The 20,590-nt window shown below is 71.9% G+C and carries 21 protein-coding genes; 9 read left to right on the plus strand and 12 right to left on the minus strand.

The annotated features are described in order from the left end of the window. Positions 1–418: 418 nt before the first annotated feature. From ACZ4VI_RS07730 to ACZ4VI_RS07740, 3 genes are read right to left on the minus strand one after another with little or no spacing between them, the layout of a single operon-like run. Positions 419–1,717 carry an O-antigen ligase family protein gene (locus tag ACZ4VI_RS07730; protein WP_467997596.1) on the minus strand — a complete coding sequence of 433 codons (1,299 nt, stop codon included), beginning with the start codon at positions 1,715–1,717 and terminating at the stop codon, positions 419–421. 2 nt (positions 1,718–1,719) lie between these two features. Further along, complete coding sequence (locus ACZ4VI_RS07735) at positions 1,720–3,162, minus strand: sugar transferase (RefSeq protein ID WP_467997597.1); 1,443 nt, start codon at positions 3,160–3,162, stop codon at positions 1,720–1,722. After that, on the minus strand, positions 3,159–4,409 hold the full coding sequence (locus tag ACZ4VI_RS07740; protein ID WP_467997599.1) for a glycosyltransferase: 1,251 nt from the start codon (positions 4,407–4,409) through the stop codon (positions 3,159–3,161). The genes ACZ4VI_RS07735 and ACZ4VI_RS07740 overlap by 4 nt, the downstream gene beginning before the upstream one ends. A gap of 515 nt (positions 4,410–4,924) precedes the next feature. Here ACZ4VI_RS07740 and ACZ4VI_RS07745 point away from each other — a divergent pair. From ACZ4VI_RS07745 to ACZ4VI_RS07765, 5 genes are all read left to right on the plus strand, one after another. Then, a complete protein-coding gene (locus ACZ4VI_RS07745; RefSeq protein WP_467997601.1) occupies positions 4,925–5,164 on the plus strand; it encodes a chaplin in 240 nt (79 codons plus the stop codon). A 258-nt stretch (positions 5,165–5,422) separates the two neighbouring features. Beyond that, positions 5,423–6,211, plus strand: a complete 789-nt coding sequence (locus tag ACZ4VI_RS07750) for a hypothetical protein (RefSeq protein ID WP_467997603.1) — start codon at positions 5,423–5,425, stop codon at positions 6,209–6,211. A 261-nt stretch (positions 6,212–6,472) separates the two neighbouring features. Beyond that, positions 6,473–6,739: a hypothetical protein gene (locus ACZ4VI_RS07755; protein WP_467997604.1), complete on the plus strand. Its 267-nt coding sequence runs from the start codon at positions 6,473–6,475 to the stop codon at positions 6,737–6,739. Between the two features lie 246 nt (positions 6,740–6,985). Beyond that, positions 6,986–7,462 carry a hypothetical protein gene (locus ACZ4VI_RS07760; protein WP_467997605.1) on the plus strand — a complete coding sequence of 159 codons (477 nt, stop codon included), beginning with the start codon at positions 6,986–6,988 and terminating at the stop codon, positions 7,460–7,462. 291 nt (positions 7,463–7,753) lie between these two features. Continuing rightward, positions 7,754–8,029 (plus strand): chaplin, encoded by a 276-nt coding sequence (locus ACZ4VI_RS07765; protein ID WP_467997607.1) that lies wholly within the window; start codon positions 7,754–7,756, stop codon positions 8,027–8,029. Between the two features lie 55 nt (positions 8,030–8,084). On the opposite strand, the gene ACZ4VI_RS07770 is transcribed toward ACZ4VI_RS07765, so the two are convergent. Both ACZ4VI_RS07770 and ACZ4VI_RS07775 read right to left on the minus strand, forming a co-directional pair. Continuing rightward, positions 8,085–8,951, minus strand: a complete 867-nt coding sequence (locus ACZ4VI_RS07770) for a tyrosinase family protein (RefSeq protein ID WP_467997609.1) — start codon at positions 8,949–8,951, stop codon at positions 8,085–8,087. Next, on the minus strand, positions 8,935–9,339 hold the full coding sequence (locus ACZ4VI_RS07775) for a tyrosinase family oxidase copper chaperone (protein ID WP_467997610.1): 405 nt from the start codon (positions 9,337–9,339) through the stop codon (positions 8,935–8,937). Before ACZ4VI_RS07775 ends, ACZ4VI_RS07770 begins: the two co-directional genes overlap by 17 nt. Before the next feature lie 150 nt (positions 9,340–9,489). Between ACZ4VI_RS07775 and ACZ4VI_RS07780 the strand changes: the two genes are divergently transcribed. From ACZ4VI_RS07780 to ACZ4VI_RS07790, 3 genes are read left to right on the plus strand one after another with little or no spacing between them, the layout of a single operon-like run. Beyond that, positions 9,490–9,993 (plus strand): DUF5949 family protein, encoded by a 504-nt coding sequence (locus tag ACZ4VI_RS07780; RefSeq protein ID WP_467997611.1) that lies wholly within the window; start codon positions 9,490–9,492, stop codon positions 9,991–9,993. 30 nt (positions 9,994–10,023) lie between these two features. Further along, positions 10,024–10,668 carry a vitamin K epoxide reductase family protein gene (locus tag ACZ4VI_RS07785; protein WP_467997613.1) on the plus strand — a complete coding sequence of 215 codons (645 nt, stop codon included), beginning with the start codon at positions 10,024–10,026 and terminating at the stop codon, positions 10,666–10,668. Position 10,669: 1 nt separating this feature from the next. Beyond that, positions 10,670–11,665 (plus strand): glycoside hydrolase family 26 protein, encoded by a 996-nt coding sequence (locus ACZ4VI_RS07790; RefSeq protein WP_467997614.1) that lies wholly within the window; start codon positions 10,670–10,672, stop codon positions 11,663–11,665. A 3-nt stretch (positions 11,666–11,668) separates the two neighbouring features. Here ACZ4VI_RS07790 and trhA read toward each other — a convergent pair whose 3' ends face one another. After that, complete coding sequence (gene trhA / locus ACZ4VI_RS07795; protein WP_467997616.1) at positions 11,669–12,361, minus strand: PAQR family membrane homeostasis protein TrhA; 693 nt, start codon at positions 12,359–12,361, stop codon at positions 11,669–11,671. A gap of 195 nt (positions 12,362–12,556) precedes the next feature. Between trhA and ACZ4VI_RS07800 the strand changes: the two genes are divergently transcribed. Next, a complete protein-coding gene (locus ACZ4VI_RS07800) occupies positions 12,557–14,383 on the plus strand; it encodes a phosphoenolpyruvate carboxykinase (GTP) (RefSeq protein ID WP_467997618.1) in 1,827 nt (608 codons plus the stop codon). A 130-nt stretch (positions 14,384–14,513) separates the two neighbouring features. Here ACZ4VI_RS07800 and ACZ4VI_RS07805 read toward each other — a convergent pair whose 3' ends face one another. The 6 genes from ACZ4VI_RS07805 to ACZ4VI_RS07830 form a co-directional block, all read right to left on the minus strand. Next, positions 14,514–15,419 carry a poly-gamma-glutamate hydrolase family protein gene (locus tag ACZ4VI_RS07805; protein ID WP_467997620.1) on the minus strand — a complete coding sequence of 302 codons (906 nt, stop codon included), beginning with the start codon at positions 15,417–15,419 and terminating at the stop codon, positions 14,514–14,516. 46 nt (positions 15,420–15,465) lie between these two features. Beyond that, positions 15,466–16,059: a hypothetical protein gene (locus tag ACZ4VI_RS07810; RefSeq protein ID WP_467997622.1), complete on the minus strand. Its 594-nt coding sequence runs from the start codon at positions 16,057–16,059 to the stop codon at positions 15,466–15,468. After that, positions 16,046–17,620, minus strand: coding sequence for a substrate-binding and vWA domain-containing protein (locus tag ACZ4VI_RS07815; RefSeq protein WP_467997624.1), 1,575 nt, complete (start codon positions 17,618–17,620; stop codon positions 16,046–16,048). Before ACZ4VI_RS07815 ends, ACZ4VI_RS07810 begins: the two co-directional genes overlap by 14 nt. Before the next feature lie 17 nt (positions 17,621–17,637). Continuing rightward, a complete protein-coding gene (locus ACZ4VI_RS07820) occupies positions 17,638–18,819 on the minus strand; it encodes a toxic anion resistance protein (RefSeq protein WP_467997626.1) in 1,182 nt (393 codons plus the stop codon). Beyond that, entirely contained in the window at positions 18,816–19,937 is a 1,122-nt protein-coding gene (locus ACZ4VI_RS07825) for a hypothetical protein (protein WP_467997628.1), read from the minus strand. Before ACZ4VI_RS07825 ends, ACZ4VI_RS07820 begins: the two co-directional genes overlap by 4 nt. A 211-nt stretch (positions 19,938–20,148) precedes the next feature. Further along, positions 20,149–20,541 (minus strand): SCO4983 family protein, encoded by a 393-nt coding sequence (locus ACZ4VI_RS07830; protein ID WP_467997630.1) that lies wholly within the window; start codon positions 20,539–20,541, stop codon positions 20,149–20,151. Positions 20,542–20,590: the final 49 nt, after the last annotated feature.

Here is a 20,590-nt window from a genome sequence, read left to right on the forward strand (position 1 = left end):
CGGGTCGGCGACAGGCACCATGCCGTCGGCTTCGCCGTACGGCGCTCCGGCGGAGGCACCCCCGCTCGGGGTGCCGTGGACGCGTGAGGCGGCCGTACGGGGCCAGGGCTCGGGGCCCTGATCCGCGGCGGACGCGGACGTGGCGGTGCGGCCCCGGTCCGTGGCGCTGCGCCCATGGCCTGTGGTGGGCGCGGACGTGGCGGTGCGGCCCCGGTCCGTCGTGGACGCGGACGTAGCCGCGCGACCCCAGGCCGGCGTGGACGCCCCCGCCCTCGTTGCCTCCGTCGGGGCCAGGGAGGGGGTGCCTGCCCAGCGCCAGCCGCCTTCGGTGGTGGACCAGGGGTCCGCCCAGACGGGGGTGCCGGGGGGGTCCGGAGGCGGGAGGCGGTCCGTGGGCTCGGGCTCCCCGCCCCAGGGGTCACGCACGTTTCACCTCCGCAAGCGACCACCAGGCCGCGAGGCCGAGGACGACCGACATCAGGACCGTCGAAGGGCCCCCGATGTCCGCGTAGAAGAAGTCGATGAGCTGCCACGACAGCAGGCCGATCGCGACGAGGCCAAGGCGTCGCACCGCCCCCACGAGCAGCGCCGCCCAGCTCCCCGCGAGCGCGAGCAGCCCCACCAGGCCCTGCTCGCTCAGCACCAGGAGGTACATGTTGTGCGGGGACAGCAGCGGCTGCCGGTGGAACGACGCACCCGCGCCCGCCGTGTCGCTGCCCGAGGACAGCGCCAGCGAGGCGTGCGAGTCGCGGTACGCCGGGAAGCCCTTCAGGCCCACCCCAGTCAGCGGATCCGACCGCCACATCCGCCCCGCCGCCGCCCACATCGTGTACCGGTCCGTCACCGACTGGTCCGGCGCCCCGGCCACCTGCGTGATGCTGGCGACCCGTTCCTCCACCATCGCCGAGCCCACCCCGAACCCGCCCACCAGCACCACCCCGAGGGCCCCCACCACGAGCGCCACCCGCCCCGCCCGCCGCAGCCCCGACAGCACCAGCTGGATCGCGATCGCGAGCACCGTCGCGATCCACGCCCCCCGGCTGAACGAGAGCACGAGTGGAACGACGAGGAGCGCCGCACACGCCAGCGCCGCCGTACGCGCCCGGCCCCGCCCGCTCCCCAGCGCGATCCCCGTCACGATCACGAGGCCGTACGAGACGACCGTCGCCATCCCCATCACATCCGTCGGCCCGAACGTCCCCACCGCCCGGATGTCCTCGCCCTGGTACGACGCGCCCGTCCCCGTCAGGTACTGCGTGACCCCGACCGCGCCCTGCAGCAGCGCCAGTCCGACCAGCGCCCATGCCACCACCGCGAAGTCCCGCCGGTCGCGGATCATCAGCAGCACGGCCGCCGGCACGAGCACGAAGACCTGTACGTAACGGGCCACCCCAGGCAGGCTCGCCGCCGGGTCGTTCGACGTGATAGCCGCCAGACAGATCCCGAGCACCGGCAGCCCGAGCACCACCGCCGCCCCCCGGGTCAACGGCCGTGCTCCGCTGCGCAACACCCGCACCAGACAGATCAGGACGAGCAGGCCCGAGGCCGCGTCCGCGACCGTCCCCGTCCCCCCGGTGCCACCGTCCGCGCCGCCCCCGCCCGGGACGAGCAGCAGCGCGATCACCGCGAGGACCGGCGACAGCGCACCGGCCCGGCGCGCCCAGTCCCGTACTTCGGTCCCGGCCGCCCAGGGAACCACCCCGGTCGCCGTCGTCATCATCAGCTCCCCGCCGGCCGGACCAGGCCGGCCGCGGTCCGCAGCAGGATCCGGACGTCCTGCCAGAGCGACCAGTGGTCGATGTAGTGGTTGTCGAAGCGGCAGCGATCCTCGATGGACGTGTCGCCACGCAGCCCGTGCACCTGCGCCAGGCCGGTCAGCCCGACCGGCATCCGGTGCCGGTCCGCGTAACCGGCGTGAATGCGGCTGAACTGCGCGACGAAGTACGGCCGTTCGGGCCGCGGCCCGACCAGGCTCATGTCCCCGCGCAGCACGTTCCACAGCTGCGGCAGCTCATCGAGCGAGGACCGCCGCAGGAAGCTGCCGACCGCGCTCATCCGCCGGTCGTTGGCGACGCTCCACCGGGTCGCCGACTCGGTCTCGTCGGCCGGGCGCAGCGTACGGAACTTCAGCAGCGTGAACAGCCGCCCGTGCTGCCCCACCCGCTCCTGCCGGAACAGCACCCCGGGCCCGTCGGAGAGCCGTACCGCCAGCGCGCACAGCAGCAGGACGGGCAGGGCCAGGGCGAGGGCGGGACCGGCCAGGACCAAGTCGAGCGCGCGCTTCGCGGTCAGCCCGCGCCGCTCGCCCATCGGGACCAGGGGGCGGCAGGCGTACCCCCACAGGTGGTCGCCCATCGGCCCGCCCTGCCCCCGGCCGCCCACCCGCCAGGTGGCGCAGCCGTAGTGCTGGAAGAGCGTCACCAGGCTCGGGTCGTCGGTCAGGAACACGGCGTCGCGCACCGTGTTCTGGATGACCGCCCGGTGGATCTCCTCGGCCGACGTGAGGAACGGAAGGCCCGGCTCCCCGTCCTGCCGTGAACCGACGATCCCGACCGGCCGGATGCCGTACTCCGGGTGCTGCGCCAGCGCCGCCGCGAACCTGCGCGCGGCGGCCGGCCCGCCGACGACCAGCGCCGAGCGCGGATGCGCCCGGGCCGTACGCCGCCTGCGGGCGTGCACCGTCGCGCGCACCAGGCAGACCGCGCCGAGCTGTGTCGCGTACGCGGAGCAGAGCGCGACCGGACCGATGGCCAGGGCGGGGGCGAACGCGGCGACGGCCGCGGCGGCCACACACCAGGCGACCCCGGCGCGGGCGGCGAGCGCGGGCAGTTCGTCCAGTACGGCGGTGAGGGTGCCGGGCGGCCGGTACAGCCCCGCGTGCGCGTCGAGGACGAGAACGCAGACGGCGACAAGCAGGAACAGCCGGAGCCCGCGCTGCGGTTCGGGCAGCAGCCCGGCCGCGAGCAGCACGGCGAGACCGTCGGCCGCGATCAGCGGCACGGCGGCGAGCCGCCGCAGCGGCGCCGGCCGGCGTGGCGGCAGCGCGAGCCGGTCCGGCGCGCCGCGCTGCGGGGCGAGTGAGGCGAGTCCGAGGGCCGGGCCCTGGTTCGCCGAGGGCCAGGGGCCCGCTGAAGGAGGAACGCTGGTGCTTTCCGTAGTCACGGCGAAATCGGCTCTCTGTGCTCGGTGCACCGCACTCCGGTCAGCTCGCGGTACACGTCCGCGACGGCCGCGCCGGTGCGCCGCACATCGAATCTGCTGAGTACGTGTTCGTGGGCCTCGCGGCCCAGGGTTCGCCGCAGTTCCGGCGGGCCGAGCAGTCGGCCGACGGCGGCGGCGAGGGCGGCCGGGTCCTCGGGCGGGACCAGGCACAGGGGTTCGTGGCCGGGCGGCAGGCTCTCGCGCGCTCCGTCCACATCGCTGACCACGACGGGGCTTCCGCTCGCCATGGCCTCCAGGGGCGCGAGCGCCATCCCCTCCCAACGGGACGGCAGTACGACGAGATCGGCCGCCCGGTACCAGGGCGCGGTGTCGTCGACGTTCCCGGTGAAGCGCACGGACGGCGGAGCGGCGGCCCGCAGCCGCTCCCCGTCGGGCCCGTCGCCGACCAGCACGAGCCGGGCGCCGGGCGCGTGTTGGAGCACCGCGGGCCAGGCGGCGAGCAGGACATCCTGCCCCTTCTGCCGGCAGAGCCGCCCCACACAGACGACGAGGGGCCCGTCGTGGTGCCGCGCGGGCACGCCGGCCACAGCGCCGCCGTCGGCACACGTGCCAGGCCTGCCGGGACCGGCAGCCGAGTCGCCGGGACCGGCAGCCACGGCAGCCGAGTCGCCGGGCTTCGGCAGGTTGCCGTCCGCGTCGGGGCCGGTCGCCCCGGCCCTCGCGAACCGCGCCACGTCCACCCCGTTGTGGATGACCGACCACGGAGCCCGTACGCCCGCGGCCTCGCCCGTACGGCGTTCCGCCTCGCTGACGCAGATGATCCGGTGCGTCCAGCGCGCCGCCCACCCCTCCCAGCGGCGGGCCAGCGCCGCGACCGTGCCGTCGACCGCCTCGAACGACCAGGCGTGCGGCTGGTACACCGTCGGGATCCGCCCGCGCAGGGCGAGCCGGGCGCACAGCCCCGCCTTGGCGCTGTGCGCGTGGACCAGGGCGGGGCGGACCGTACGGATCACCCGGGCGAGGTCGCGGGTCTCCCGCACCAGGCCGGGGCCGGGGTCGCGCCCGGCCCGCCAGGCGAACAGGACCGCGCCCTCGGCTTGGATGGCCGCGGCCAGCCGGGTGCCCGGCGGGCAGGCGACGGCGACCCGCAGCCCCGCGCCGAGCTGGGCGCGCACGAGGTCGACGACGACCCGCGCGACCCCGCCGTCACCGGGCTGGACGGCGTGCAGAACGGAGAATGACAGCACGTCAGCGCCGGACAGTGTCCGCGGAATGGGCGCATTCCGAGAGCAGGGCCGGCAGCGTGGCGGACAGGGCCGCACGCGACGGGGCGCACAACAGACCGCGGCGCACAGCACGAACCGCTGAATTCCGCATACAGGTTCTCCGCTTTGATGAGAGAAGCAAAGGAACACCCGTGAAGACCGGGGGAGATGGCGATGTCGACCGTGCGAAAAGGGTGTTCGCGCGGCTGGACGACCGGAAGCGACGTTCGGGATCGTTATAACCCCGACGCCGAGCGATAGTAAGCATTAGATGCTCACAAACGCTAACTCCCGTATCTGTTCGGCATTTTCCTCGTTGGACGTGTTGTGCCATTCCTCGACCACTCGCCCGAACAGCGCTCTTATGGCCCAAAGATCGGTTGAACGTCACCCGTTCGGGAGAGCAACCGTTGAATTGCGCAAGCGTTGTTGAAGGGGCCGGGCAAATCCGTCCGCGCCGTCTCAGTGGTCTGTCAACAATCGAGGAGCGCTTCTCCATGTCCCGTATCGCGAAGGCTGTAGTCCTGTCCATGGGTGTCGCCGCGTCCGTCGCGGGTGCCGCCGGTGTCGCCGCTGCCGACGCCCACAGCGAGGGCAAGGCCGTGCACTCCCCGGGTGTCCTGTCGGGCAACCTCGTGCAGGTCCCGGTCCACGTGCCGGTCAACGTCTGCGGCAACACCGTCAGCGTCATCGGCGCCCTGAACCCGACCTGGGGCAACACCTGCATCAACGCCTGATCTCGCACGCCGGATCGCGGTCCTTCCGAGGCCGGCGCGCCGCCCCTTCCCCGGGCGACGCGCCGGCCTTCTGCTCATTCGGACGCACCCTCGTGCGCCGTACCGGTGCAACGGCGTACGCCCCTCGGAGGACCAGGTCAGGGCGACGGATTCACTCGAACGGAGGGGTGGCGCTCCGTAGTCCTCTCGTTGCGGAGCGTTATGTCCGCAGGCACGGTGGTCGAGATGTTGTCCGGCGCATACGGAAAAGGAACAGACATGCGTCCCCTGGCTACAAGCCGACTCACCGCCCTGGCGATATCCGCCGCCATCACCCTCGGCACGGCGGGCCCCGCCCTGGCCGACGTACACCACCCGTCCCGCCCATCCGCCGTGACCGCCGAGGCGCCCCTGCCCGACGCCACGGCACTGCTCGGCCAGGTCGGCGCGCTGGGCAACCTGGGCTCCGTGATCACGCCGGTCACCGGCCTCCTCGAGGCCACCCTCAAGGCCGACGACGGCCAGCTCCCCGCAGCCGACGCCGATGCTTTCAAGGCGAAGGTCGCGGCGGCCGTCGAGGCCGCCAAGGGAACCGCCCCGGCGCCGCTCCCCGAGACCCCGGCCGTCGAGGCCCCCGCTGCCGAAGCGCCGGCCGTCGAGGCCCCCGCTGCCGAAGCGCCTGCCGTCGAGGCCCCCGCTGCCGCGGTGCCGGCCGTCCAGGCACCCGCCGCCCAGGCGCCTGCCGCCCTGCTCGTCGCCGGTGGGGCGAAGGCCGAGGCGGCCGCCCCCGCCGACCTCATCGGCGACGCACTCGCCACCATCGAGAAGGCCGTCGCCGATCTGCTGGCGGCGGTCACCTCGGGCGAGGCCACCGGTGTCGTACCGACCGTCACCGCGACCCTGACCTCCCTGGTCAACCTGGTCGTCTCCACGTTGCTCGGCAGCGGGCTGCCCGCGCCGGACCTCGAGGGCCTGCCGACCCTGCCGACACTCCCGGTCGAGGCGCCCGAGGTGCCGGTCGAACCGCCCGTCGAGCTTCCGGCGAAGGCGCCGCTGCCCGTCAGGTAGCCCCACCCGCACCACCCGCACCACCCGCGCCGTGTCGCCCGGCTGTCCGCCGGACGGCACGGCGTCCAGGTATCCGATAGGCAAATAGCACCGGGCCCATTCATTCGAGTGCAGTGGGGAGAAATCCCCCCTCCCGGAGTTTCCGGGGAGCGCACCTCTCGTTACAGAAGGCAGAACGACGTACAGGAATCGGCCAAGAGGCCTGTACGGCAAGCGACTTGCTTGCTTCACAGTGACGCGAAAGAGGAAAGGACTCGATTGATGAAGCCCACCAAGGTTGCCGCGGTCGTCGCCGGTTCCGTCATGGCCCTGGGTGCTGCCGCGCCCGCCATGGCCGCTGAGCCGATGGCGACCCCCACCAGCCTGAACGGTGGTCTCTCGGCGCTCACCAGCGAGGGTCTCAAGACGGACGCGCTGAGCAGCACCACCGACGGCTCCGTGGTCAAGACCGTGGGGGACACGGCGAACCAGCTGAACCAGACGACCAAGAGCGCGCCGCTGCTCGGCGGCCTCCCGGTCGGCGGCTGACGCACACCCCGCACACCCGGCACCGCCGCTCCACCGCGCACTTCGATCCCGCCTCGTGGCGAAGCGTCAACAAAGGCCCCCACCTTCACCGGTGGGGGCCTTCGCATTGCTGCAACCAGGGGAATTCAGCGACGTTTCTCCGGGCGGGCTCGTTCTCAGGGCGCAATGCCTCAGTACCGTCGACACTTGCTCTGAAGGGCCTACGCAGTCATGAATCTGCGCTCTCACGCCGGCATGGGAATCCTCATGACCGCTCTCGCCTCCGCGGCCATGGCCTCCCCCGCCGTCGCCGCCGACGCGCCGGTCGTCGTTCCGCTCCAGGGGCTGGAGCCGGTGATCCCGATGGACGCCCCCACCGTGGCCACCGGCGTACCGCTGCCCGTGCCGGGAGGACCCACCGGCTTCGCGGAGGGGCAGTCCGGCGTGCTTCCGGACGTCACCCTGCCGCGCGTGCCGCTCACCAGCACGCTCCCGGAGACCGTCCTGGCCGCCCCGCTGCCCGAGGTCGTCGAGGGCAGCGAGCCGGGCAAGGCCCTCTTCACCACCCCGCGCTCGGAGATGGCGGCCGCCACCCCCGGTGCGACGGTCGGCAACCCGGTCGTCACGCCGCGCGGCGACCGGCTCGGGCTGCCGGACCTCGCCGTGCCGCAGGCCGGCCTCGTCGCCCCGACGCTGCGCGGAGCGCTGGACTCCCAGCTGGGTCTGGCGCAGCCGACGGCCTGACCGCGTTCGTTTGTACGACCAATTACCCGGCGGGTGAAGACACGATTCTTCCCCGCCACCCGAGGGGTCGTTGCTCGTTGCAACAGAAGGCTGGTCGCATGGCCGTGGCCCGCAGATCCCCGGTTCGTTCCGTCGTATCCGACGGCGGGCGGCCCACCGGTTCTGCGGGCCTTTCCTTCGACTTTCCGTCCCGTCCGGCCTAAAGGCCGTGACCCGTGCGCCATTTCGGCGTTGAAGGGGAACGACGGCCGTGATTCTCGCGGTCGGCTTTCCACGTCCAAGGAGTTCTTGATGTCTCGCATCGCGAAGGCTGCCGCTGTCCTCGCCGGCACGGGTGCCGTTGCCCTCAGCGGAGCCGGCATGGCCGTCGCCGAATCGGGCGCCCACGGCGTCGCGGCCCACTCGCCCGGCGTCGCTTCGGGCAACGCCGTCCAGGTGCCGATCCACATCCCGGTCAACCTGTGCGGCAACACCGTCAGCGTGATCGGCCTGATCAACCCGGCGTTCGGCAACACTTGCGCGAACATCGACGGCAACGGCAAGGGTGACGGCGGCTACGGCGGCTGACCTTCCCACTCTCGTCGGAATGTCCCCCCGGCCCGTCGGCCGGGGGGACGTTCTGTCATGCGTACCGGTAGATCGCGCTGTGGTCGAGCATCTCGGCCGGGGTGACCCCCCAGGGCCCCATCTTCTCGTCACGGGCCGCGATCCTGCGGTACTGCGACTCGCCCAGCTGCGGCGGCTCGACGGGGAGATAGCCGGCCCGCGGGTTGCGCTGCTGCCAGCGCGACCAGAGCAGGTCGACGAAGGAGTGGTGGAGCCAGAAGACCGGATCGTTGACCGACGCTCCGCCGAGCATCAGGCCGCCGACCCAGCGGTGCACCCGGTTGTGGATACGGAACCGGTCGTTGCCCCGGCCCGGGGCCCAGCCCTCCAGCGCGTTGCGGAACCCGGACCGGCTCATGGAGTTCCACGGCTCCACGTCGTACACCGTCTCCCGCATCACCTCGTCCAGCTGCGCCTTCGTCGGCAGCGCGACCGGGTTGTCGGGGCGGCCGAAGTCCCTGGTCAGGAAGCGGCCTTCGGTCATGTTGTGCTTCACCGTCCAGCGTCCGCCCGCGTAGGCGAAGGGGCCGGTCATCACCTGGAGGTCTCCGCGGCGCCCGTTGCCGCCCATGAAGTCCTCGCTCCACAGGGAGGCCGCCGGGGTGTTGTCCCGGGTCCAGTCCCAGTACGGCACGGTCACCGTCGGGTCGATCCGGCGCAGCGCCCGCTCGAACTCCAGCAGGAACTTGCGGTGCCAGGGCAGGAAGCTGGGGGTCATATGGGCCACGCGGAGCCGGTTGTCGCCGTCGGCGACGTAGTAGTCGATGTGTGTACGGACGAAGTCGTCGTACTTTCCGCTGCGCTTGAGCTCCAGGACGGCGGAGACGAACTTCTTCCGCTCGGCGCTCGTCAGATCGCGCTGGTTCTTACGCGTGTAGGCCACGCGGGCTCCCTCCCGGGTGGACGCCGTGGGCGGCGGCGTAGCGGGTCAGCGGGGCGGACCCCAGCTCGTCCACGGCCGCGCGGGTGGCCGCCAGTGGTGTCGCATGGGACTCGTAGTGGTCGATGGGGGTGAGATAGCCGCCGTCGGCGCGGCGCATCAGGTGCAGCGGCCGGCCGTCGACGAGGACGAGCGGCTCGCCCGACGGACCGGCGAGGCCCCGGATGTGCCGCCCGCGGTACATCTCGTCGAAGGCGTCGGACGTCTCGTCGGAGGCGCGAGGGTGCCGCTCGCGGGGTGCGGCGGCGATGCGGGCCAGGGTGCCGCCGGTGAAGGCGGCGACGGCCAGGGTGAAGAGGGACCGCAGTGCGAAGCGGCGAGGGACGATCATGAGTGATCTCCAGGTGGTCGGAGAATGCCCTCAGGGGACAACGATCGAAACCCGGGTTCGTTGCGAGGGAAATGCCAGCCGGTGGAATGTCGGCCGATCGAGTGAATTCGGCGCGGGGCGGCGGCCGTTGGACCACTAGCATCCGGATGCATGACCACTCCAAACGTCGTTTCCGCGGCGCGCAGCGACAATCCGCTGGGAACGCTCACCGTCGTTCCGTGGACCATCGGTCCCACCGCCGACACCCCCGTCACCCCCTTTCTGATGGTGTATTCGCTCGGGGACGGCCGTGACGGTCCCGAGGCCGGCGAGGAAGCGATGCGGGCCGCCCTGGAAGGCATGGGCCTGCCGCTCGGGGACCGTGTCCTCGACGCCTCCCAGGAGCGCGCGACCGGCGCCCACCTGCTCGTCGAGGCCCAGCGGGCCGTGCTCACGATGCCGTTCATGAAGGCGCAGTGCCCGGTGCCCCCGGAGTGGGAGGCGGCCGCCAAGGAGAACGGGCACGTCTACCTGATCTGCTCGGTACGCCCCTGGCCCGACGCCGTGCCCGGCGAGCCTGTCACCGAGGAGCGGCTGAAGTCCTTCGTCACCGACGACGAGGTCGTGGCGGCCGCAGCCCACGTGCTGCTGCCGGTGCGGCGCCTGCAGGGCTGAGCGGAGACGACGGAGGGAGGGGGCGGCGGCATGGCGACGGTGAACGTACGGGGCGGAGAGCCGGGGCAGCGGCAGGAGGAGTCCCGGGAGGGCGCCGGGACGGTCGGTGCGAGCCGGGCGCTCGGCCTGCTCCTCGTGATCACCGGGGCGGCCGGGGTACTGGCCGGCTGGGTCATCACGATCGACAAGTTCAAGCTCCTGGAGGACCCGAACTTCCAGCCGGGCTGCAGCCTGAACCCGGTCGTGTCCTGCGGCAACATCATGAAGAGCGAGCAGGCGGCGGTGTTCGGCTTCCCGAACCCGATGCTCGGTCTCGTGACGTACGCGATGGTCGTCGCGATCGGTGCCGGGCTGCTCGCCGGTGCCCGCTACCGCGGCTGGTTCTGGCTCGGGCTGAACGCCGGGATGGTGTTCGGCGTCGGGTTCTGCACCTGGCTGATGTACCAGTCGCTGTACGAGATCAACGCGCTCTGCCTGTGGTGCTGCCTCGCCTGGGTCGCCACCCTCGTCATGTTCTGGTACGTGACCTCGCACAACGTCCGTACGGGTGTGCTGCCGGCGCCCGCCGCCGTGAAGGGCTTCCTCGAGGAGTTCACCTTCGCCCTGCCGGTGCTGCACGTCGGGATCATCGGGATGCTGATCCTGACCCGATGGTGGGACTTCTGGACCAGCTGACGTGACCCTCTTCTCCTGGCCGCGGGCCGCACTGACCGTGCTGCTCGCGGCCGTTCTCGCGCTCGCCGTCCTGGCCGCCGGCCGCCTCGCGCCCGGGGGGCCCGAGCCCCGGTCCGTACCGGAGCGGTGGAACGTTCCGTCCGGGTTCTTCACCGGCTCCGACGCGGCCGGGGTGGCGCGGATCGCCGAGGTGGAGCGCTGGCTCGGCGGCGGGTCGCTGACCGTCGGGCACACCTACCTGCCGGGCGACCGGTGGTCCAACATCGAGGGCCATGCCGCGCTCTTCGGGCCGTGGGCGCGGTGGAAGGAGCAGCGGCCCGGGCGGCTCTTCGTCCTCAACGTGCCGCTGCTCGACCGCAGCGAGGAGCGGCTGGCGGACGAGAAGGTCCGGGCGGGGCTGCGGCGCGGGGCGGCGGGCGCGTACGACGGCCACTTCCGCACCCTGGGGGAGCGGCTCGTCGCGCACCGGCTCTCCGACGCCGTCCTGGTCCTCGGCTGGGAGATGAACGGCACCACGTACAGCCATCGCTGCGGTCCGGACCCCGAGGCCTGGAAGGCGTACTGGAAGCGGGTCGTGGGAGTGCTGCGGGAGGTGCCGGGGCAGCGGTTCCGCTTCGACTTCACGGCGAGCCGGGGGCGGGACGCCGTCGAGTGGCCGCGCTGCTACCCGGGCGACGCGTACGTCGACATCATCGGTCTCGACGCCTACGACCAGCCGGAGGGGCTCGGGTTCGAGGAGCAGGTGACCGAGGACTTCGGGCTCGCGCACCATGTGGGGTTCGCGGCGGAGCACGGCAAGCCCGTCTCGTATCCGGAGTGGGGGCTCTTCCGCAACGGGGACAATCCGGCGTACGTACGGGGGATGCTCGACTGGTTCGCGCGGCACCGGCCCGTCTACCAGACGTTCACGGACTACTGCCCGCACGGAGTGTGGGGGTGCGCGGACAATCCGGAGTCGGGCGAGGTGGTCAGGGGTGCGCTGGGCGGCCGGCCGTGAGGGTCACACGTTGTAGGCGACCAGGGAGATGCCGACGTAGTGGACGATGAAGGCCGCGAGGGTGAAGGAGTGGAAGACCTCGTGGAAGCCGAACCAGCGGGGGGACGGGTTCGGGCGCTTCATGCCGTAGATGACCCCGCCCGCGCTGTAGAGCACCCCGCCGACGATCACCAGGACCAAGACGGCGATGCCGCCGGCCCGCATGAAGTCGGGCAGGAAGAAGACGGCGGCCCAGCCCATCGCGATGTAGCAGGGCGTGTACAGCCAGCGGGGGGCGCCGACCCAGAAGACGCGGAAGGCGATGCCGGCCGCGGCGGCGACCCAGACCGCCCACATGAGGGGCCGGCTGGTCGAATCGGGGAGAAGGAGCAGGGTCAGCGGGGTATAGGTGCCCGCGATGATCAGGAAGATGTTGGCGTGGTCCAGGCGCCGCAGTACCGCCTCGCCGCGCGGTCCCCAGGTGCCGCGGTGGTAGAGCGCGCTGATGCCGAAGAGCAGACAGGCGGTGAGGGCGTAGACGCCGCAGGCGATCCGGGCCCGGGGCGAGTCGGCGAGGGCGACGAGCGTGAGACCGGCGACGATCACGGCCGGGAACATGCCCGCGTGCAGCCAGCCCCTGAGTCGTGGCTTCAGCGCGTGCGACGGGTGGGACGAGGTGCGGTCTATCCGGGTCACGTCCGGCACGGCAGAAGTCATGAGCCGAATGCTACCTACGCGTCCGTAGGTCCCGGATACGAGTGGTGATGCTCACGTGTGCGGCCCTCTGGACATATGGGCACTTGCGTCGGATGATCAAATGAGTGTGGTCGGCACCGGATGAGCAGCTACGACGCGTCCGGGTCGCAGCCCCCACGGGGCAGACATCAAAAAACCCCTCATCAAGGAGCAATCGTGGCGCGCGACAACGCGGCTCCCACCACCGCCGTCCCCACTCGGCACCAGGAACTGGTCGCCTGGGTGAACGAGATCGCCGAGATCACGCAGCCGGACAGCATCGTCTGGTGCGACGGATCCGAGGCCGAGTACGAGCGCCTGTGCGAGGAGCTCGTCGCCAAGGGCACGTTCAAGAAGCTCGACCCGACTCTGCGCCCGAACTCGTACTACGCCGCCTCCGACCCGTCCGACGTCGCGCGCGTCGAGGACCGGACCTTCATCTGCTCCGAGAAGGAGGAGGACGCGGGCCCGACCAACCACTGGAAGGCCCCGGCGGAGATGAAAGAGATCTTCCGCGGTGAGCAGGGGATCTTCCGCGGCTCGATGAAGGGCCGCACGATGTACGTCGTGCCCTTCTGCATGGGCCCCGTCGGCTCGCCGCTCTCCGCGATCGGCGTCGAGATCACCGACTCCGCGTACGTCGCCGTCTCCATGCGCACCATGACCCGCATGGGACAGGCCGTCCTCGACGAACTGGGCGAGGACGGCTTCTTCGTCAAGGCCGTCCACACCCTCGGCGCCCCGCTCGCGGAGGGCCAGGAGGACGTGCCGTGGCCCTGCAACACCACCAAGTACATCTCGCACTTCCCCGAGACCCGCGAGATCTGGTCGTACGGCTCCGGCTACGGCGGCAACGCCCTGCTCGGCAAGAAGTGCTACGCGCTGCGCATCGCCTCCGTCATGGCGCGTGACGAGGGCTGGCTCGCCGAGCACATGCTGATCCTGAAGCTCACCCCGCCGCAGGGCGAGGCCAAGTACGTCGCCGCCGCCTTCCCGTCCGCCTGTGGCAAGACCAACCTCGCCATGCTGGAGCCCACGATCTCCGGCTGGACGGTCGAGACCATCGGCGACGACATCGCCTGGATGCGCTTCGGCGAGGACGGCCGCCTGTACGCGATCAACCCCGAGGCCGGTTTCTTCGGCGTCGCGCCCGGCACCGGCGAGCACACCAACGCCAACGCCATGAAGACGATGTGGGGCAACTCGGTCTTCACCAACGTCGCGCTCACCGACGACGGCGACGTGTGGTGGGAGGGCATGACCGAGGAGGCGCCCAAGCACCTCATCGACTGGAAGGGCAACGACTGGACGCCGGAGTCCGGGACCCCGGCCGCCCACCCGAACGCCCGCTTCACCGTTCCGGCCGGGCAGTGCCCGATCATCGCGCCGGAGTGGGAGGACCCGAAGGGCGTGCCGATCTCGGCGATCCTCTTCGGCGGCCGCCGCGCCACCGCCGTCCCGCTGGTGACCGAGTCCTTCGACTGGCAGCACGGCGTTTTCCTCGGCGCGAACGTCGCCTCCGAGAAGACCGCCGCCGCCGAGGGCAAGGTCGGCGAGCTGCGCCGCGACCCGTTCGCCATGCTGCCGTTCTGCGGCTACAACATGGGCGACTACATGGCGCACTGGCTCAAGGTCGGCAAGAACGCGGACCAGGCCAAGCTGCCGAAGATCTACTACGTGAACTGGTTCCGCAAGAACGACGCGGGCAAGTTCGTGTGGCCCGGTTTCGGCGAGAACAGCCGCGTCCTGAAGTGGATCGTGGAGCGCCTGGAGGGCAAGGCCGAGGGCGTCGAGACCCCCATCGGCATCCTGCCGACCGCGGACGCGCTCGACACCGACGGCCTGGACCTGCCGGCGGAGGACCTGGAGTTCCTGCTCAAGGTCGACCGTGACGTCTGGCGCGAGGAGGCCGCTCTGGTCCCCGAGCACCTCAACACCTTCGGCGACCACACGCCGAAGGAGCTGTGGGACGAGTACCGCGCGCTGGTGGAGCGCCTGGGCTAGACCCGCACCCCAAGACTCGTGGCGAGTCGCCCCGAACGCCGCCCTGACCAGTGGGGTCACGAACGGCTCGCCGCGATGCACGCCGGCCCCCGGAGCCCCCTCACGGCTTCGGGGGCCGGCGCATGTCCTCCTACAGGATCGGCTGACCGGCCTCGACGGTCGCGATCGCCCGGCGGCAGGCGTCGCGGAACTTCACGAACTCGCCGTTCCAGGTGGCCGCCCGGCCGCCGCGGCTGTCGGGGTCGTCGAACAGGCTCCTGCGCAGCTCGGTGGTGAGCTCCAGCTGGCCGCCCTTGCCGAGCATCGTCCTGTTGGTGGGGTTCGAGATGTGGTCGCCGTTGTACTCGGTGAGCTTCGCGGCCCACTCGGGGGACAGGGAGTCGATCGCGGGGAAGCCGGCCGCGTTCAGCTCCTTCACGAGCTCCTGCCGGAAGGTCGCGTTGAGCCCGCCGACGACCGCGACCCGGCGGTCCCCGGTCGGCGGGTACGTGGCCGTGGGCAGCGCCAGCTGGTCGAACGTACAGCCGTGCAGGCTGAGGACGTTGAGATGGCTCGCCGCCGTCGACAGGGCGACGTGGTCGTCGCAGTTCTTCGAGGTGACGTGCAGCGCCCTGTTGCCGGAGGAGAGCAGCCCCTCGAACATCCAGTAGTCGTGCACGACCGGCAGGACCGGGGCGCCCGCGGCGTCGCTCGGGCTGTAGCCGGCGATGCCCAGGCAGAGTTCGCTGGTGCCGGTCTCGATGCCACCGCCGTGCAGGGCGAGGATCGCGGTCCGGCGGAAGGGGGCGACGGTGGTCATCGAGGTGTCGAACTGCTCGTGGCGCCGGAAGCGTCGGCTGAAGGTGGTGCCCTCCTGGCCGGCCAGCTCCTGGTACATGGCGGTGTTCGAGGGGTACTCGGCCTCCTCCGCGTACGCGGGCGCGGCGGAGGCCAGGTGGGCGAGCAGCGGGGAACCGACCGTGGCCGCGGCGGCGAGGGCCGTGAGCACCGTGCGGCGGGAGGCGGAACGAGGGGCGGAGGCATGATCCATGGTCATGGCCGGAACATAACCGATCGTGACGACGTAGGGGGATCTTCCGCCGTCAGGATTTTCCACGTTCCTCCAGGTAGCGCGTGTGCGCCTCCTGCCGGATCGCCTCCGCGTCCTGGAGCGCCGCCGCGATCCCCGCCGCCTCCTCGTGCAGCGCCGCCAGCTGCCGCTCGAGATGGCGCTCGGGCGGCTCGGAGCCCGGCGTGACCCTGCTCCACCAACGCGTCCGTACGAAGGTGTCCACCGCCTCCGGAATGTCCTGGCGCACCGCGCGGGCCAGGACGTGCAGATGCTCGGGATCGCTGACCCAGCCCGGTTCGAGGAGCGCCTCGACCAGCGCGTCGAGATCGGTGAGACGGCCGGCCGCGGCCGGCGGCAGCTCGACCTCCGTGAGATAGCCGCGCAGGGTCACGAAGTCCGCCCGCAGGGCGTCGAGCTGCTCCGCCGCGTCCGGGAACGCCGGGGCCGGCGGCCGCTCGGGCGGGGCGATCAGCGCGCCGGCGGCGTACAGGCCCACGACGACCAGCGGCCAGAGCGCGCCGGCCGCGCCGGTGAAGGAGAGGGCGAGGCCCGCGATCCCGCAGGCGCTGCCGGTGAAGTTCTTGCGGGACTCCAGGTACCGCAGGACCGGACTACTGGTAGCCACGGATCTCCTCGAAGGCTCCGTCGAGCGAGCCCTTCGTGGCGTCGAAGAGCCGGCCGCCGGTCAGGGTCGCGATGTGGTCGAGTGCGGCACGGTCGGAGTCCCCGAAGAGGATCGGGAAGACCGGCGTCCGCTGCCGGCCGGGCGGCAGGTCCCGGTAGAAGGCGTCGAACGCGCCGGCCGGGTCGCCGTCGGTGTTCTCGCCGTCCGTCATCAGCACGATCGACGTGAACACCTCGCCGTCGGGGGCGCTGCCGAGCTGCTCGTACGCCTCCTTCAGGCTGGAGTAGATCGCCGTACCGCCCGAGGCGGAGAGCCCGTTCGCCTGGGCGCGCATGGCGTCGATGGCCTTCCGCGGGGCGGCCGGGTCGACCGTGTACGTACGGACCTCGTCCCGCTTCACCGCGCTGCCGAAGGGCATCAGGGTGACCGTCTCGCGGTCCCGGAAGTCCCCGGTCAGCTCGGCGAGCGCCGACCTGAGCCGGGTGAGCCGCTCGCCCGCCATGGAGCCGGAGGTGTCGAGGACGTAGACCGTACGGGAGGGGCGGCGGAGCTTGTTCTCGTACGCGTCGAGGAGGCCGTCGGCGACGGCCCGGCTGCCGGGGAACGGCAGCTCGCGGCGCTGGTCGGCGGTGAGCGGCTTCGCGAGCTCCACGCCGGGGACGACCGGGCGGCGCAGGGTCCGTTCGGTGATCATCCGCTGCGCGGCCGGCGTACGGAGATGGGCGGTGAGCCGCGCGGCGGCCTGCTTGGCGTCCGGGCTCGCGGAGGTCAGGAGCGTGAAGGGGTAGTCGGCGGTGACGACACCGTCGGCGGGGCGGACGACCGTGAGCTTCTCGGCCGTCTTGAGCAGCACGGACTCGTAGTTGATCAGCGCGTCGACGTCGGTGCGGCGGGACCAGGCGGTGGCCAGCCAGCCGGAGGAGCCGGAGGTCAGCTGCTGGCCTCCGAAGAACTCCTTGAGCTTGGGTGTGGCCGCGGCGACGTCCTTCTCGGTGAGCGCGGACTGGGCGCCGGAGAGGCCGGAGGCGACGGAGACCAGGGCGGAGAAGCCCGAGTTGGAGCGGGCCGGGTCGGTCATGCCGTAGCCGAGCTTCTTCTCGGCGACCGCCTGGTGGATCTGCGACCAGGTGACCTTCGCGGGGTCCCAGCCGAGCTCCTTCACCGCGCCCGGGCGGATGCCGAGGGCGACCGGGGAGGTCATGACCGGCGTCTCGGCGGTGATCTTCTTCGCGGTGTCGGGGCGCAGCCGCAGATAGTCGTTGGAGGAGAGCCAGACCGCGTCGTACGACTTCTCCGCCGCGCCGGACGCGATCTGCTCGACGGCATCGAGAGTGCCGGCGTAGGTGGGCCTGACGGTGACACCGGTCGCCTTCCGCGCCTCTTCGAGGACGGGCTCCATGTCGGCGAGTTCGGAGGAGGCGAGGACGCGCAGGGTGTGGGGGGCGGCGGCGTTGCCGTCCCCGGTTTCGCTGCCGGTCCCGCCGTCGGCGGTGCAGGCGGCGAGGGTCAGGGCGGTCAGGAGGGCGAGGGCGGCCGTCGCACGGCGGGGGAGGGATCTCATGCCTCGGGGGACGGATCTCATTCGGGGCCGCCTTCCAGGGCGCTCGTGCGGCGGGTGCGGGCGAGGTAGGCGCTGGCCGTCTGGAGCTCCGCGGTCAGGGACTCGACCGTCGCCGCCATCGACTCGGTCGCCTGGACCTTGTACGTGTCGATGGCGTCGAGGGTCCGGTAGATCTGCTGGAACGCCGTGCGCAGCGTCTCCGCGCCGACCGCCGGGTCCGCCGCGATGCGCTGGATCTCGCCGCTCTGGGTCGCCAACATCTCCGCGTTGCCGCGGATCAGGTCCTCGGTGGTCGAGCGGAGGACATTGACCTGCTCGGCCACCTTGCGCTGGTTCTCCAGCGCGGAGGAGAGCATGACCGCGATCCGCAGCGCCGAGACCGTGGTCGTCGCAGCCCGGTCGACGCCCTTGATCAGCTCGTCGTTGTTGCGCCGGACCACGTCCATCGCCAGGTATCCCTGGGCACAGACGGCGAGTTGGGTCAGCAGGTCCTGGTGCTTCTGGCGGACCGGGAAGAGCACGTCGGAGCGGAGCGCGTCCGCCGCGGCCGGGTCCGGGGTCAGCGCGATGCGCTCCTCGACGGCCGCGTCGAGGGCCTCGGTGAGCACCGCGTACTCCTGGAGCTTGCCCATGGTCTCCCAGAGCCGGGCCCGTTCGGTCTGCAACGCCGCGTTGTCGCGGCGCAGTTCGTCCTGGCCGCCCCGGAGCGTACTGACGATCTTCGTCAGCGTGCCCTGCGAGGAGGCGTACGTGGCGACGTGGTCGCGCAGCTTGTTGCCGCCCGGCAGCTTGGACAGGAACTTGTTGATTCCCTTGCCGGGGGCATCGCGCGGGTCGAGGTCCTCGACGGTGCGGCGCAGCTCGACCAGCGAGGCGCCGACCCGGGACTGCGCGTCGCCGCCGCCCTCGCTCAGCGAGCGGACCGTGCGGTCGAGCATGCGGTTCGACTGGGCGGCGGCGCTGCGCATCTCGCCCGCCCCGAGGGCTGCGATCTCCCCGATGCGGCCCGCGAACTCGGGCGAGCGGGTGTCGAGTCCGGCGAGCGAGTCGACGTACTCGACCGCGCGCCTGCTCATCTCCGTACGGACGGACTCCTCCAGCGGGACGAGGCCGGAGGCCTGCTCCGCACGGACCGGGGGCACCGGCTCCGGCGGGGTGAGGATCAGCTGCGCGGTGGCGGGGTCGTTGGGCGTGGTCATGCGGTGTCCCCCTGGTTGCGGGCCCGCCGCGCCATGTCGTGCAGCACCTCGCTGGTAGGCACGGGCGCCTGGCGGACCCCGGTCAGTGTCTGGTTGAGGCGGTCCTCGAGACCCTTGGTGCCGGCCGTGAACTCGGCGGCGGCACCCTGCGGGCGGAAGCCGTGGCGTACCGCCAGCTCCCGCAACTCCGGGTCGATGGTGAGGAGTTCGCCGAGCTCGCGGCCGCTGTCGGTGAGCGGGACGACCGTGTGGTCGCTGATCACGGTGGTGTCCGGGTAGAGCACCACGAGGTCGCCCATCTGCCGCTTCGCGAGGAGCTGGGAGGCGACCTGGGACTCGTACACGAGCACCAGCTGGTTGCCGACGCCGCTGATGAAGTCGCGGAACGGGGCGTCGGAGCTGGACTGCTGGGCGCCCTGGACCTGGATCAGCTTCCGCAGCAGCGGTGCCGTGCGGTCCACAGCCGCCTTGTCGCCGGCCACCTTGCCGCCGTCGGCGACGAAGCTCGCCGCGGCGAGGTAGAGCGCGCCGGAGTTGGAGGCGATGGGGTCGGTCGAGGTGATGAAGACCGTGCCGCTCAACTCGGGCCGCCCGGCTACCCCCTTGAGCTGCTGCCAGGTCCGGTCGGCCTTCGCGGCGGCCAGGTACGGCTCCATGCGGAGCGTGCCCGTCTGGCCCCCGGAGCCGAGCGTGGCCAGGCCGTTTCCGGCGAGGACCTCGGCGGCGCCGCGGTGGGCGACGACGACCAGCGGCGAGTAGAAGGGCCGCAGCGGGGCGCCCTTCACCTTCGCCTTGGCCCGCAGCTCGTCGGCGGGTGCCTTGGAGGATGGGAACGCGAAGTCGTAGCCCGTGAGGGGCAGTTCCTCCATGTCCCAGGACCCGGAGGTCTCCGTCCGCACGGTGAAGCCCTTGTCGGCCAGGGCCTTCACCACCTTGGGATCGGCGAAGAACTCCGCCTTCTCCGATCCGATCACTCCTCGCACGGTCTTCGTTGCCGTGCCCTTGTCCTTGGTGTCGCCGCCCGCCACGAGGACGGCGGCCACGCCGCCCAGGAGCAGGACGGCAAGGACGATTCCCAGGATGCGTCTCACGAGGGCAGGTTGCTCGCGGAAGCCCACATTCCAGGGGGAGTTGGGTGGACGGGGGGTGAAGTGGTGATCCCGGTACAGAACCGGAGGGGGGTGCTGTGGGTGGCGTCGCCCCGGAGGCGGCCGGTGGTGTGGGTGGCGCCCCGGAGGCGGCCGGTGGTGTGGGTGGCGCCTCGGAGGTGGGCCGGTGGTGTGGGTGGCGCCCGGGCCGCGCGGCGGTGGCGCGCGCGGACCGGGGCCGTCAGAGGGCGCCGGCCGGCTCGGGCGAGGTCAGTGCCGCGGTGTGCGCGTCCATGCGCTCGGCGGCGAGGATCGCGGCGGCCGTGTCGGCCCGGGAGGCGGCGACGACCAGGGCGCGGCCCGCGAGGGCGTGGGCGCGCCGGTGCAGAGACGGGGTGTCCGAGCCGCTCAGTCCCGCGTGCCGGGCGGGCGGCGCGCCGCGCAGCCGGGCGACCTGGCGGGCGATGAGGTCGCCGGCCTCCGCGTCACCCAGCTCGTCCGTGACGGCGAGCAGCGCGGCGAGGTGTCCGGCGAGCTGGATGTCCAGCTCCTCCTCGCGGGAGCGGTGCGGGTACGCGTTCTGGTCGTCGTCGGCCATCCGGTGGACCGACTTCGTGCGGATCGGCTCGTACATGGGGATGGCCTCCTGAGGTATCTCTGGATCCATCCTAGCTTAGATTCAA

This window comes from Streptomyces sp. NPDC029169 (assembly GCF_055563935.1).

Excerpts from the sequence above, each read along its gene's own strand:
- ACZ4VI_RS07780 (WP_467997611.1), top strand. The coding sequence starts at position 9,490 with ATGACCACTCCAAACGTCGTTTCCGCGGCGCGCAGCGACAATCCGCTG.
- ACZ4VI_RS07750 (WP_467997603.1), top strand. The coding sequence starts at position 5,423 with ATGCGTCCCCTGGCTACAAGCCGACTCACCGCCCTGGCGATATCCGCC.
- ACZ4VI_RS07830 (WP_467997630.1), bottom strand. The coding sequence starts at position 20,541 with ATGTACGAGCCGATCCGCACGAAGTCGGTCCACCGGATGGCCGACGAC.
- ACZ4VI_RS07805 (WP_467997620.1), bottom strand. The coding sequence starts at position 15,419 with ATGACCATGGATCATGCCTCCGCCCCTCGTTCCGCCTCCCGCCGCACG.
- ACZ4VI_RS07745 (WP_467997601.1), top strand. The coding sequence starts at position 4,925 with ATGTCCCGTATCGCGAAGGCTGTAGTCCTGTCCATGGGTGTCGCCGCG.
- ACZ4VI_RS07730 (WP_467997596.1), bottom strand. The coding sequence starts at position 1,717 with ATGACGACGGCGACCGGGGTGGTTCCCTGGGCGGCCGGGACCGAAGTA.
- ACZ4VI_RS07785 (WP_467997613.1), top strand. The coding sequence starts at position 10,024 with ATGGCGACGGTGAACGTACGGGGCGGAGAGCCGGGGCAGCGGCAGGAG.
- ACZ4VI_RS07765 (WP_467997607.1), top strand. The coding sequence starts at position 7,754 with ATGTCTCGCATCGCGAAGGCTGCCGCTGTCCTCGCCGGCACGGGTGCC.
- ACZ4VI_RS07760 (WP_467997605.1), top strand. The coding sequence starts at position 6,986 with ATGACCGCTCTCGCCTCCGCGGCCATGGCCTCCCCCGCCGTCGCCGCC.
- ACZ4VI_RS07755 (WP_467997604.1), top strand. The coding sequence starts at position 6,473 with ATGAAGCCCACCAAGGTTGCCGCGGTCGTCGCCGGTTCCGTCATGGCC.
- trhA (WP_467997616.1), bottom strand. The coding sequence starts at position 12,361 with ATGACTTCTGCCGTGCCGGACGTGACCCGGATAGACCGCACCTCGTCC.
- ACZ4VI_RS07815 (WP_467997624.1), bottom strand. The coding sequence starts at position 17,620 with ATGAGATCCCTCCCCCGCCGTGCGACGGCCGCCCTCGCCCTCCTGACC.
- ACZ4VI_RS07820 (WP_467997626.1), bottom strand. The coding sequence starts at position 18,819 with ATGACCACGCCCAACGACCCCGCCACCGCGCAGCTGATCCTCACCCCG.
- ACZ4VI_RS07775 (WP_467997610.1), bottom strand. The coding sequence starts at position 9,339 with ATGATCGTCCCTCGCCGCTTCGCACTGCGGTCCCTCTTCACCCTGGCC.